Annotated in this window: 12 protein-coding genes; 5 read left to right on the forward strand and 7 right to left on the reverse strand. The window is 58.0% G+C overall.

Features of this window, described 5'->3' with window-relative positions; genetic code table 11:
- Window positions 1-14: 14 nt before the first annotated feature.
- The 4 genes from C9F12_RS22580 to C9F12_RS12765 form a co-directional block, all read right to left on the reverse strand.
- Window positions 15-497 carry a hypothetical protein gene (locus C9F12_RS22580; protein ID WP_162816474.1) on the reverse strand — a complete coding sequence of 161 codons (483 nt, stop codon included), beginning with the start codon at window positions 495-497 and terminating at the stop codon, window positions 15-17.
- A gap of 1,491 nt (window positions 498-1,988) precedes the next feature.
- Window positions 1,989-2,264 carry a type II toxin-antitoxin system HicB family antitoxin gene (locus C9F12_RS12755; protein ID WP_108449119.1) on the reverse strand — a complete coding sequence of 92 codons (276 nt, stop codon included), beginning with the start codon at window positions 2,262-2,264 and terminating at the stop codon, window positions 1,989-1,991.
- A 1,034-nt stretch (window positions 2,265-3,298) separates the two neighbouring features.
- Window positions 3,299-3,619 (reverse strand): PAAR domain-containing protein, encoded by a 321-nt coding sequence (locus C9F12_RS12760; RefSeq protein WP_108449120.1) that lies wholly within the window; start codon window positions 3,617-3,619, stop codon window positions 3,299-3,301.
- Between the two features lie 318 nt (window positions 3,620-3,937).
- A complete protein-coding gene (locus C9F12_RS12765) occupies window positions 3,938-4,267 on the reverse strand; it encodes a DUF952 domain-containing protein (RefSeq protein WP_108449121.1) in 330 nt (109 codons plus the stop codon).
- A gap of 676 nt (window positions 4,268-4,943) precedes the next feature.
- On the opposite strand from C9F12_RS12765, the gene C9F12_RS12770 reads away from it, so the two are divergent.
- The 4 genes from C9F12_RS12770 (at window position 4,944) to C9F12_RS12785 (ending at window position 6,538) form a co-directional block, all read left to right on the forward strand.
- Window positions 4,944-5,237 carry a BrnT family toxin gene (locus C9F12_RS12770; RefSeq protein WP_108449162.1) on the forward strand — a complete coding sequence of 98 codons (294 nt, stop codon included), beginning with the start codon at window positions 4,944-4,946 and terminating at the stop codon, window positions 5,235-5,237.
- A gap of 34 nt (window positions 5,238-5,271) precedes the next feature.
- Window positions 5,272-5,514: a hypothetical protein gene (locus C9F12_RS12775; RefSeq protein ID WP_205254685.1), complete on the forward strand. Its 243-nt coding sequence runs from the start codon at window positions 5,272-5,274 to the stop codon at window positions 5,512-5,514.
- Window positions 5,515-5,957: 443 nt separating this feature from the next.
- Entirely contained in the window at window positions 5,958-6,230 is a 273-nt protein-coding gene (locus C9F12_RS12780) for a type II toxin-antitoxin system RelE/ParE family toxin (protein WP_108449123.1), read from the forward strand.
- 26 nt (window positions 6,231-6,256) lie between these two features.
- Entirely contained in the window at window positions 6,257-6,538 is a 282-nt protein-coding gene (locus tag C9F12_RS12785; protein ID WP_045991840.1) for an addiction module antidote protein, read from the forward strand.
- A 260-nt stretch (window positions 6,539-6,798) separates the two neighbouring features.
- Here the strand turns inward: C9F12_RS12785 and ampC are convergent, their stop codons facing one another.
- From ampC to C9F12_RS12800, 3 genes are all read right to left on the reverse strand, one after another.
- Window positions 6,799-8,004 (reverse strand): class C beta-lactamase, encoded by a 1,206-nt coding sequence (ampC, locus tag C9F12_RS12790; RefSeq protein ID WP_108449124.1) that lies wholly within the window; start codon window positions 8,002-8,004, stop codon window positions 6,799-6,801.
- 257 nt (window positions 8,005-8,261) lie between these two features.
- Window positions 8,262-8,960, reverse strand: coding sequence for a glutathione binding-like protein (locus tag C9F12_RS12795; protein ID WP_108449125.1), 699 nt, complete (start codon window positions 8,958-8,960; stop codon window positions 8,262-8,264).
- Between the two features lie 372 nt (window positions 8,961-9,332).
- Complete coding sequence (locus tag C9F12_RS12800) at window positions 9,333-10,247, reverse strand: LysR family transcriptional regulator (RefSeq protein WP_108133286.1); 915 nt, start codon at window positions 10,245-10,247, stop codon at window positions 9,333-9,335.
- A gap of 178 nt (window positions 10,248-10,425) precedes the next feature.
- Here C9F12_RS12800 and C9F12_RS12805 point away from each other — a divergent pair, with 178 nt between their 5' ends.
- Window positions 10,426-11,934: a CoA-acylating methylmalonate-semialdehyde dehydrogenase gene (locus tag C9F12_RS12805; protein ID WP_108133287.1), complete on the forward strand. Its 1,509-nt coding sequence runs from the start codon at window positions 10,426-10,428 to the stop codon at window positions 11,932-11,934.
- The last annotated feature ends 1 nt before the right edge of the window (window position 11,935 follow it).

Consider the following 11,935-nt stretch of genomic DNA (forward strand, 5'->3'; position numbering starts at 1 on the left):
ATTAGAAGATTTTCTCAGCTACAGTTAGGTATGCTCTCAGGGAGGTTTTTCGTTAGAGAGATATTTAGCAGATTTGCCACCTTGGTAAGAAAGTCACCCATTGAATTGCTGAGGTTTATTTGGTGGTTTCTTAGAGAACAGTCATTATGAAGTTCAGCCGTTACTGTTCCGCTGCTTGAACTGTCGTAAATTACTGCGCTAAAGTTCATTAGATCATTTCTTATCCTGTTGACGTGTCTGTTTCTGAAGCCTAGTTCCACTGTTATTATTGCTGGGGATCCTAATTCTAAGTTTGCGCTTTTACACCACACCTCTCCCTCGTTTCCTTGGCATATGGTGTCTTTAACAAATACTGAAGAATCTTTGCAAGCTCTTGTTAGAGTTGTCCTTGACATCTCAGGGGTGTTGCAAATTATATTGGTTAAGTCAATTGCAAATACACTTGAAAATGGTGTAAAAACAATTGAAAGAGCAAGTGCTGACAAGATTTTTTTCATGGGTTTCTCTCGTTTTATATTTTTCAGTATAATTATTAATCAAGGTTGTTTTTTATCATGCAATCGTTATTTGTATTTTGTTGAGGAGCAGTTCTGGTTGTCTGCTTTTTCGTTCATGGCAATAAGATGCGAAAAGTAAGGCTTAGTAGTTTCATAGAATGTTAAATGATCTCAGTTTCTTCCCTATCACACGCTGCTGTGACTGAAGAGCTTAGTTATCAACACTGGTACAATCTGTGGCATTTAGCAAGCAATAGAACCTTCGTCGCCAATGCGCTTGAGCCGCTGCAGGCCATCCTCCGCTAAATTAGCGATTACATAAACAGAAAGTCATCAAGTTCCTCCTCTGCTTATTGCATGCCGGCACCGCTTGCGTCATACACTGGCAGCATTGGCATGCCGCTACATCGCTGCCCGATCAGGCAGTTTTTTTATCTAGGTTCCAGCACCAGGATCCGGAACCGGAGGTTTCCTCCCAGCACTGATCGACTCCTCCGGCGCGCCGTCGACACCCCGCCCCGCCTGCGCGCTAAACCTTTCGATTTTTGGGCACCCTTGCACTCTCGCTGAGGGCGCCTGCGCTCTGGGCGCCATGGCGCTGGGGAAGGGGCTGTCTTTCATGCGGAATCATGCGAACTCAACGAGCGCCAGAGGAGCGTGGTGGCGGAGGTCACCACCCATGGTGGCTGCTGAGAATGTGGGGGGGACTCGGAAAAAGGTAACATCGGTGACAGGACCAGAGGATAGACCCTATGCATCTGTTTTTATTAAAAAATTCTGTAACCTTAAAAAGGTCGCAAAAGGTAACGCAAAAGGTAACGCCCGGCTAACCATCTGATTTTCTTGGACTCTTGAAAACAAGAAAAATACCTTTCCAAAAGGTAACGCATCACCTTTTCATCACCTTTTTGTTACCTTTTGGACAGTCGTTTTAATCCTTTTGAAATCAGTCGGATAGGCGTGTTTTTCGCAAGGCGTTACCTTTGTTACCTTTTTCCGAGCCCCCACGGATTCTGAGGCGGGGCCGCCTCTGACGCGTACGCACGTGTTCGTCATACCCATGCTCGCGCCTGTCTCACTGACAAGCGCAACGCCTGCGGCAGGATCCGTGCCACTTTTTCTTGCTGGTACATTTTTGGTACACGACGCCGGGAAAGCCCGTGGTTGTGGGCTTTATCCCCGATCCATCATCGGCGCCACGGAAAAGCGGCGGGCCTGGGCCAGGGGATCTCGGTCAGTCATCGGCATCAAGAGGTCGGGCAGGAGAGGGCGCGTAGTGTACCAGCCCCAAGGGGGCGTTTTCATCGTTGGTGCTGAGACATTGGAAGTGAGCGTTTACGAGCGGTCCTGCCCTACTATCGCAAGTTGGGCATCGTCTTCATGAAGGAGCCGAGCCCTTGAAGTGATCAACGAGGCCCACGGCGAGTGGGTGAGCCTCGATCTGGGGCGCAGTGCTTTGACGCCGTGAATCACCCCACGCAGCGCTCGAGTTCATGTGCCCAGATAGGGAGTCATGTCGATCTCGACTGCGGCCCACACCCAGCCAGCATAGTCGGGATCCGCCAGGTGCTGCTCAATAGCGCTGGCTGAAGGGATGGGATCTCCATAGTCGGCCAGGCTCTCGAGATGTCCTTCAATGGCTTCGCGCGCATTGGCGATCGCCTCATCAAAGGTGTCACCGGCCGAGAAGCAGCCTGGCAGGTCGGGCACTGCCACACCATAGGCATGCTGGTCGTCACCTACCTCGATGGCAATGGGATAGTGCATGTCGTGTCTCCTGTGGTGAGCCGGTGTGTCCGGCCTTGCTTCTTCGGATCGAGCAATACGACCGCATGGTCGAGCCAGCTTGGACAGCGAAAGGGCAGGTCGTCATCAGCGTCAACGACGTACCCAAGATGCGCGAGGTGTTCCAGGGGCTAGACCTGTAGACGACGCAGCTGAGGTACACGGTGGTTCAGAAGACCACGGGCCCGAAAGGGGAATTGGTTATCGTAAATTCGTGACCAAAAGCTGGCAGGCTACCACCCAGTGATAGCTTGTCACCTATGGGACATTATTTTCTAAAGAATTATGTTTAAGCCGGCGCTAGCGCCTCGTTATTGATTTAAACCATCGAATCATGCCTGCCAGGAAACGCAAAGCAAACGCAGGGAGTGATAGTGCGAAAAAAGTCACGAAAAACCAGCCGAAAAACACTGAGGCGATAGATCCAAGTTGATACTCGCATTGTGTTGTTCCGGATAGATAACTACAGAATTCTCCTTGTGGATTATGATCAATGGCGACATATACCATAAGTGCAGAAATCGATAGAGAAATGGTGATTGATACGGTTAGATATACAAGTTCGAGATATCTTTTTTTCACTTCCATTCCGAAGTTGGTGGTGATAGATAAGTTTTTGGTTGTTCGGTTTTGCGATATCTCAAAGACTTATAATGTGTATTATTGGTGTTGATTTCGTCAAGAGGTTCGTTTTGGCGATTGGGTAGAATTCTTTTTATCCTTTGGAAATAAGTCGAGATATAAAAGTGTATGTGGTTAAAAGAATTGCCAAAGGTGCCGACAAAACTGCCCATGTGACGACTAGCCAGCTAAAGAAAAGTAATGCTATAGGCCCATAGCGATAATCGCACTCAGGATAAGTGGTATATATACAGTATTCTTCATATGAATTGTGCTGTATGGCTGCGTATACCGAAAACATCGCCATAATAACGCTTACCGCTAAAGATATATATATGTATGTTTTTTCGATTAATTTTTTATTCATTTTTGGGGTTTTCTATAATTTTAAATAATTAATTCTCTCGGTTCTTGTGCCGTAGTTTTTCACCTGTTTCGATCCGATAAAACAGTATATGCTTGCAATTTCCTGTATGTTTGGCTCGATTATTCTGTCTTGTATTCTGCAGATGAGAAGCGCTGCCATTCACCGAGAATGTGGGATGGCCCTCGACGATGGGGCATACCCCGTGTCCCTTTTGAGGGCAAGCTACCATATCACCTACCACCGCTACAGGAATGCCATCGACAAGGTAGTTTGCTTGCCCTGTCACCACTTTCCCGCCATGTGATGAGCTATCTCCTACACGAATGACTCCATCCCCTGGACCAAACATCGTCTCTTTCCTTGTTTACCAATGTCGCTCTTTTGTCCTATGCAAAGTGAGTAGATCAGCCAGTCATTGGTGTGGCAATGAGCCTATGTGCTGTCTTGGCACTAAAAGCCTCTCTTGTGGTGTGTCGAAAGAGCGCAGTGACACCTGGCGCGCCGTCTACACCCCGGCCCGCCTGCGCGTTAAACCTGTCGATTTTTGGGCAGCCTTGCACTCCCGCCGAGGGCGCCTGCGCTCTGGGTTCCCTCGCGTTGGGCAACAGGCTAGCTTTCATGCGGAATCATGCGATTCTCACCATCTTCAGGGAAGTGAAGGGCGCTTCTAGTTGTTGAGCTTTGTTGGATCGATGCGCTTGACTGATTTGACGCTTTCGATCGGTATCCCTGCTATGCGAGCCAGGGGCCTATGCCAAGGTTCGTGTGGCAGCGGGATGCGCCATTCGATGAGTTCGGCAAACGATGATGTATCGATCTCAAGTAGCACAGGGTTCTCGGCGGATGTGAAGTAACGGTTGGCTGTGTAGTCAACCGCTTCCGGCAGGTTGAGATGTACGCCGTCTTCTTTGTGGTCGTTGCCGCAGCGGGGCACTATCCCGCTTTCTTGGGCGGTTTCCCAGGTCGCGAGAGTCAGTACGCGATAAAGGGTCTGCAATGTTTGTTCCTCCTTGGCCTGCGACCAACATAGCCAAAGATCGTGTCGAGAGGCTAGCCGTGCCTCCTGCGGAGCATCCAAGTGGCTGCTGAGAATTTGTTGCGGATTCTGAGGCGGGGCCGCCTCTGACGCTTACGCACGCGTTCGTCATACCCATTCTCGCGCTTGTCTCACCGACAATCGCAATGCCTGCGGCAGGATCCGTGCCACTGTTTCTTGCTGGTGCATTTTTGGTGCGCGATGCCGGGAAAGCCCGTGATTGTGGGCTTTATCTCCGACCGATCGTCGGCGCCACGGAAAAGCGGCGGGCCTGGGCCAGGGGATCTCGGTCAGTCATCGGCATCAATAGGTCGGGCAGGAGAGGGCGCGTAGTGGACCAGCCCCAAGGGGGCGTTTTCATTGTTGGTGTGGTGACGGAGGGGGGGGGTACGAACGGTTGCCTCTGGTACTGCCTTCTAGGCAAGACTTTTGCAGATAGAGGAGTCGTGCCCACGCCCTGCTGTTGGAGTGGGTATTGTGGAATCGACGATGGGTACCAGGCGGAGCTGTGTGGTGCCAGCTAGACCGTTGGTGGGGACGCTGTCTCGAGCCTCTGTGTACTGATGGAGTTCAGCAAGGGGGTACGATTTGTCCTTTCGCAGGAATGTAAATACAATGTATGTACATAGGGTTCGATATGGATATCCAGTACCTGCATCGTGGCACGACGTTTTGCTGGAACCTGTCCAAGGCGATCAGCAATTGGCACAAGCACGGTGTCAATTTCGAGGCCGCGGTTGCTGTATTCGATGATCCGCTGCTAGTAGTGCAGGACGCCTCACGCAATGGACAACCTCGTGAGGCCGTCATTGGCTTCGATACCCACACTCGATTGTTGTTCGTGGTGTATGTCGAGATTCGCGATGATGGCTTGCGCATCATCTCGGCGCGACGGGCCACCAGGCGAGAGGAGGCGATTTATGCTCAATGAGACCTTGAAAAGGCGATTGGCGAAGGACCGTCCCATGACGACAGTGACGCTGCGGGTGCCGGTTGATGTGGTGGAGTCGCTGAAGGCGATAGCGCCACTGAAGGGGTTTCAAGGCTACCAGACGCTGCTGAAAGCCTACGTCAGCGAGGGACTGCGTCGCGATGAGGCTCGCTATCTCGATGATGGTGTGCGGCGTTTGGTGGAGGCGTTGAAGGCTCGCGGTGTGGCTCCGGAACTTATCGAGCGTGCGGTGGCTGATGCCTATGAGGAGAATTGAGTCGAGCACATCCGACTGTGCGCGTTTCGATAAGGGGGCTCAATAGCCTCCTGCAAGGAAAGGCGATATGTCAGGGGAAGGTCAGCGGGGCCGCCTCTAATGCGCACGTATGCGTTCGTCACATCCATGCTCGCGCCCGTCTCACCGACAAGCGCAACTTCAGCGGTAGGATCCGTGCCACTGTTTCTTGCTGGTGCATTTTTGGTGCGCGATGCCGGGAAAGCTCGTGATTGTGGGCTTTATCTCCGACCGATCGTCGGCGCCACGGAAAAGCGGAGGGCCTGGGCCAGGGGATCTCGGTCAGTCATCGGCATCAAGAGGTCGGGCAGGAGAGGGCGCGTAGTGTACCAGCCCCAAGGGGGCGTTTAGGTCATTGGGATAAGGCCGTGGTACGCCGAGCAAAAATCTTGTCAAGGTGTTAACTATGGTTAACACTTGATGGTATGAATATGATCCGCGAGACGCAGTCCTATGCTGCCTGGTTCGCCAAGCTGCGAGATCCCAGGGCCAAGGCCAGGATACTGGCTCGGCTACGGCGCGTTGAACTGGGTAACGTCGGTGACTGTGAGGCTGTCGGTGAGGGAGTCTCGGAACTGAGGATCCATTACGGGCCTGGTTACCGAGTGTATTTCGTCCAGAAGGGGCACGAACTGATCATTTTGCTGGCAGGCGGCGACAAGTCCAGCCAGGCCAGAGATATTGAACTCGCCAAGTGATTGGCGAGGGAGTTGACGGAGGCACCATGAGCACACTTCAGAAATGGGATGTCGTTGACCATCTGCAGACGGAAGAAGACATGGCCTTGTATCTTGAGGCCTGCCTTGAAGAAGGTGATCCCGCTCTCGTCGTGGCGGCGCTTGGCGATATCGCTCGAGCGCGAGGCATGACGCAACTGGCGCGCGATACCGGCCTGACCCGCGAAGGGCTTTACAAGGCGCTTTCGGCCGATGGGAACCCAAGTTTTGCGACAGTCATGAAGGTCATGAATGCCCTTGGCTTCACGCTGCGAGCCGACGCTCCCTGACGCTTTCTGCGATTCAGACAAGCTATCGTCTTTTCCAAGCGCTTCCCCCCGGTGCTTGTGCTGCGGCTTTCAGGGCCTGAGGGCTGGAGAATTCAGCGCCCAGGCCGTCTGGTTTCATTGGTTGGCTCGGTTAGTGCCTACCACCGGTCGTAGACGCTTCTCTGCCCCATGTATTGCCTTTGCACAGCCCCGTGCTTCGCCCTTGCTTCGCTCCTTGTTTCATTGCTCCGGGCGGCACCGGGTTCAAGCACTTTTCGTTCTTACTGCTCCAGCGCCTCCAGTATCCGCCAGGCGGCTTCGACGCGCTCGCCGTTGGGGTAGCGCTTGTTGGCGAGGATGACGATGCCCAGTTCATGCGCCGGCATAAAGGCGGCGTAGGCGCCGAAGCCGCCGGTGGAGCCGGTCTTGTGGTACCAGCGCTGGGGCTGTGGCTCGCCTGACGGCTCGAGCATGGTGACAGGCTGGGGCTCCAGCGCCATCTCTGCGGTGGTGCCGTTTTGCAGCGTATCGAGGGTCGTCGGCAGGGCGTAGCTTTCCCAGGCGAGTCCCTGCTGCATCTCGCCGACGGTGGCGTAGCCCTGGTGGGTGGCCAGCAGGGCTTGTGCCATGCGCTGGTCGTCCTGGCTGCCTTGATAGGCGTCGATATTGGCCTGAACGAAGCGTGCCAGGTCCCGTGCCGTGGTCTTGATACCGTAGGCCTGGGTGTCCAGCGGGCCCGGGTTGACGCGCACAGGCTGGTCATCACCGTTGTAGCCCTGGGCGTAGTGGCGGGCCTGGTCGTCGGGCACCGTAAGCCAGGTGGCATCGAGGCCAAGTGTGGGCAGCACGCTGTCCTGCATCAGCTCAGCGAAGCTTGCGCCTTCGCTCTGGGCCGCGAGCAGGCCGAACAGGCCGATGCTGGGGTTCGAGTACAGGCGTTTGGTGCCGGCGGCAAAGTCCGGCTGCCAGTTCACGAAGTAGTCGTGGAGGGTGGCGTCGTCGACGCCCGCGGGAAACTGCAGCGGGAAGCCGCCGGCGGTGTAGGTGGCAAGCTCTACCATGCTGACCTCGCCTACCGGACGACCCTCGAAGTCGGGCTCGATGCTGGCCGCGCTGTCGCTCAGGGAGAAGGCTCCGCCTTGTTGTACCCAGGCGCCCAGCGCCGCGGTGAAGGTCTTGCTGACCGAGCCGATTTCGAACAGGGTGTCGTCGTTCACTGCGGCGCCGGTCGAGGTCTCCCGGCTGGCGACGCCGTAGTGGCTCAGGCAGATGTTGCCGTGGTCGATCAGTGCCACCGACACGCCCGGGATGCCGTGGTGATCCATCAGTGCCTCGATCTGCTGGTCCATGGTCGGGCTTTCGCAGGATCGGCTACTCTGCTGCTCGACGGTACTCCGGTCGGCGTCTTTTGGCGCGGAGGCCGCCTGGGCGGAGGTGGTCCCCACGGCGAAGACGAGGGGCAGAAGATGAACGGGGCGAACGGGCATGAGCGGTGGTTCCGTCGTGTGGGGGTGTTGCCCTGGGCCTTGGGGCCACGGGGCAGGCGGACAGGCACAGGACGGCGCGCCTTGAGGCTCGCCGAGTCTGCTGTGCCGGCACAATCATCGCCTGAACCCGGCGGCGAGTCACCCGTGGGCTGAGGTTCGATCGTGCGGCTCTCACCTCCTTTCGTCTCGCTCTACCTCTACCGGTCGCCACATTCACCGATCGCCACCTTCACCCTGGTAGCGCCTGCTATATCGCCTCAGGCCAGGACCTTGAGGCCTCGTTGCACGGCGGGACGCTCGAGAAACGCCTGGAGGGTGCGGTCGACGTGGGGGAAGTTGGCAAACTCGACCAGATCCCCGGCGTCGTAGCGGTAGACCAGGTTGCGTACCCAGGGAAGGATGGCGATATCCACCACCGAGTAGTCCTCGCCCATGATCCACTCGCGCTGTTCCAGGCGCTTGTCCAGCACCCCAAGCAGGCGTTTGGCCTCGTCCACGTAGCGCTGAAGAGGGCGCTTGTCCTCGAGTTCCTTGCCGGCGAAGAAGTGGAAGTAGCCGATCTGGCCAAACATCGGGCCCACGCCGCCGACCTGGAACATCAGCCATTGCAGGGCCTGGTAGTAGGCCTGGGGCGTCTGGGGCACCAGCTGGCCGGTCTTGTCGGCCAGGTACAGCAGAATCGTGCCTGATTCGAACAGTCCGATCGGCTGGCCTTCAGGGCCGTCGGGGTCGAGGATCGCGGGAATCTTGTTGTTGGGGCTGAGCGAGAGAAACTCGGGAGAGTGCTGGTCCCTGGTATCGAAGTTGACCCGGTGCGCTTCGTAGTCCAGCCCGACTTCCTCCAGCATGATCGAGACCTTGACCCCGTTGGGGGTCGGCAGCGAGTAGAGCTGCAGGCGCTCGGGGTGTGTCGCCGGCCACTTGGCAGTGATGGGGAAGCGGGAAAGGTCGGTCATGGGGACATTCCTTGTGGTGAAGAACGAAGGGAGCGTGACGCTGACATCTGGTGGCTGGAAGTACGAACTGACGGTGCGAGCAAGGAGCGATCGAGACAGGCGTCGCCCTTGACCTGAACCGGGGAAAGCCGTCAGCCAACGTCTGGAGGGTAGCACCCGACGACGGATTCGAGCGTCGCCAGGCGCAGAAAGGCGCAGCTCTGGTGCATTTGGCGCTGCTGCCAAAGCGGGGTCGGGCGCGTATCGGCGGGTTCGGGCGCCTATTGTCGGGTAGCAGGTGCGAGCGCCTATCAGCGGGGTCTACCCCGGGCTGACTCAGGCCCTGGGTCTTGTACGAAAAGCCACCGAGCGCAGGCACTTTTCCTACAAGCCTCACCCAGGCCGGTTGGGCCAGACGCTCTCCAGGGTGGCAAGCGCGGCCTGCAGCGGCGGCTCGCGGGTGCGTTCCTTCTTCCATACAAAGCACAGGGCGCAGTCCAGCGTCACCCCCTCGACGATGGTCAGGCCGCTGCGCTGGCGCTCGGTCAAGGCCAGCGAGTCCCGGGCCAGGCTCAACCCCACCCCGGCGCGTACCAGGTCGAGCATGCAGGCCTCCTGGTCGACCTGGGCGACCCGCCGAGGCGTCTCGCCGCTGTCCTGCATGGCGCGCTTGAGCAGTCGATGGTGGACCGAGTCGGGCGGCGTGACGATCCAGGGCAGGGTGGCCAGCGTCGACCAGCGGGTGTCCTCGACCCGCGATTCCCAGCCGGAGGGCGCCACCACGTAGTAGCGAAAGTGGGTCAGCTCGACAAACGCAAGTTCGCCGGTGCCATCGGCGTGGGTGCTGCCTGTTCCGGGGGGCGCCAGATAAAAACCTGCATCCAGCTCGCCGCGCTCCACTCGCGACAGGGCGTAGCCGCTCATGCCGTGGTGCAGCTCGGTCTCGAGTTCGGGGGCGCGCTCGACCAGCACCTTGAGAAAGCTGCCCAGACGGATGAACTCGGGGTCGATGATGGTGCCGATTCTCAACAGCCCACGCACCGTCGAGTGCAGTGAGCGGGCCATCTGATCGAACACCCGGGCGCTCTCCAGGGCCTTCTCAGCGGTGGGCAGCAGTGCCTGACCGTGGGCCGTCAGCTCCAGTCCCTGGGGGCGGCGGTGGAACAGCGTCAGTCCCAGCGTCGCCTGCAGCTGCTTCAACTTTAGGCTAACCGCCGGCTGGGTGAGATGCAGCGCCTCGGCGGCGCGGGAGACGCTGCCGAGGTGTGCCACCGTGACGAATGCTCGCAGCGTGGGGTAGTCCTGCATGGCGCCTTCCTTCAACAGAGTATGTTATTTGAGAAGCTTATATCTGGGTTTCAAATAACTCAATTGCTCAGGTCGCCGCCAGAGTTAGGCTGTACAGCGACAAGACGAGCAGGCTGGGCACCTTTCCTCATACGGCCACGCTCGAATGACTTTAACAACACTTATAAAGGAGCACCCCATGACCTCGACGATTCCTCACTTCATCGGCGGCCAGATCGACGAAAGCGCCTCCCTGGGTCATCAGGACGTCTATAACCCGGCGACCGGCCAGGTCAGTGGCCGCGTGGCGCTGGCCTCTGCCAGCGAGATCGACAAGGCGGTAGAGGTGGCTAAGGCGGCTTTCCCGAGCTGGGCCGACACCCCGCCTATCCGCCGCGCCCGGGTGATGTTCCGCTTTCTCGAATTGCTCAACGCCAACAAGGACGCCCTGGCCGAGGCGATCACCCGTGAGCACGGCAAGGTCTTCACCGACGCCCAGGGTGAGGTGGCACGGGGTATTGATATCGTCGAGTTCGCCTGCGGTATCCCGCAGCTGCTCAAGGGCGACTTCACCGACCAGGTCAGCACCGGCATCGACAACTGGACGTTGCGCCAGCCGCTTGGCGTGGTCGCCGGCATCACCCCGTTCAACTTCCCGGCCATGGTGCCGATGTGGATGTTCCCGGTCGCCATCGCCGCCGGCAACAGCTTCATCCTCAAGCCCAGCCCCACCGACCCCAGCGCCTCGCTGATGATGGCGGACCTGCTCAAGCAGGCCGGGCTGCCCGACGGCGTGTTCAACGTGGTCCAGGGTGGCAAGGAAACGGTGGACGCGCTGATCGACCATCCCGACGTCAAGGCGCTGTCCTTCGTCGGCTCCACCCCCATCGCCAACCTGATCTACCAGCGTGGTGCGGCGCTGGGCAAGCGTGTGCAGGCCCTCGGCGGCGCCAAGAATCACATGGTGGTGATGCCCGATGCCGACCTCGACAAGGCGGTGGACGCGCTGATCGGTGCCGCCTACGGCTCCGCCGGCGAGCGCTGCATGGCCATCAGTGTGGCGGTGCTGGTCGGCGACGTGGCCGATGACGTGGTGGCACGCGTCGCCGAGCGCGCCCGTGGTCTCAAGGTCAAGGACGGCATGCAGCTGGACGCCGAGATGGGGCCGATCGTCACCGCCCAGGCCCATCAGCGTATTACCGGCTACATCGACAAGGGCGTCGAGGAGGGTGCCGAGCTGGTGGTCGACGGTCGTGGCTTTGACAGCAGCAATACCGGCGAAGGCTGCAGCGAGGGCTTCTGGATGGGGGGCACCCTGTTCGATCACGTCACCCCGGAGATGACGATCTACCGCGAGGAGATCTTCGGTCCGGTGCTGGCCTGCGTGCGCGTGCCGGACGTGGCTACCGCCATCGAGCTGATCAACGACCACGAGTTCGGCAACGGTGTCAGCTGCTTCACCGAGAGCGGCAAGGTCGCCCGCGAGTTCGGCCGTCGCATCCAGGTGGGCATGGTCGGCATCAACGTGCCGATTCCGGTGCCCATGGCGTGGCATGGCTTCGGTGGCTGGAAGCGCTCGCTGTTCGGCGATATGCACGCCTACGGCGAAGAGGGCGTGCGCTTCTACACCAAGCAGAAGTCGATCATGCAGCGCTGGTCCGACTCCATCGAGGCGGGGGCGGAGTTCGTGATGCCGACCGCCAAATAAC

The organism is Halomonas sp. BN3-1, from assembly GCF_003056325.1.
Classification (GTDB): domain Bacteria; phylum Pseudomonadota; class Gammaproteobacteria; order Pseudomonadales; family Halomonadaceae; genus Halomonas; species Halomonas litopenaei.

Bases quoted from the DNA above. Each gene is read 5' to 3' on its own strand.
- C9F12_RS12770 (WP_108449162.1), top strand. From the start codon at position 4,944: ATGGATATCCAGTACCTGCATCGTGGCACGACGTTTTGCTGGAACCTG.
- C9F12_RS12755 (WP_108449119.1), bottom strand. From the start codon at position 2,264: ATGCACTATCCCATTGCCATCGAGGTAGGTGACGACCAGCATGCCTAT.
- C9F12_RS12780 (WP_108449123.1), top strand. From the start codon at position 5,958: ATGAATATGATCCGCGAGACGCAGTCCTATGCTGCCTGGTTCGCCAAG.
- C9F12_RS12775 (WP_205254685.1), top strand. From the start codon at position 5,272: ATGACGACAGTGACGCTGCGGGTGCCGGTTGATGTGGTGGAGTCGCTG.
- C9F12_RS22580 (WP_162816474.1), bottom strand. From the start codon at position 497: ATGAAAAAAATCTTGTCAGCACTTGCTCTTTCAATTGTTTTTACACCA.
- C9F12_RS12795 (WP_108449125.1), bottom strand. From the start codon at position 8,960: ATGACCGACCTTTCCCGCTTCCCCATCACTGCCAAGTGGCCGGCGACA.
- C9F12_RS12760 (WP_108449120.1), bottom strand. From the start codon at position 3,619: ATGTTTGGTCCAGGGGATGGAGTCATTCGTGTAGGAGATAGCTCATCA.
- C9F12_RS12785 (WP_045991840.1), top strand. From the start codon at position 6,257: ATGAGCACACTTCAGAAATGGGATGTCGTTGACCATCTGCAGACGGAA.
- C9F12_RS12800 (WP_108133286.1), bottom strand. From the start codon at position 10,247: ATGCAGGACTACCCCACGCTGCGAGCATTCGTCACGGTGGCACACCTC.
- ampC (WP_108449124.1), bottom strand. From the start codon at position 8,004: ATGCCCGTTCGCCCCGTTCATCTTCTGCCCCTCGTCTTCGCCGTGGGG.
- C9F12_RS12805 (WP_108133287.1), top strand. From the start codon at position 10,426: ATGACCTCGACGATTCCTCACTTCATCGGCGGCCAGATCGACGAAAGC.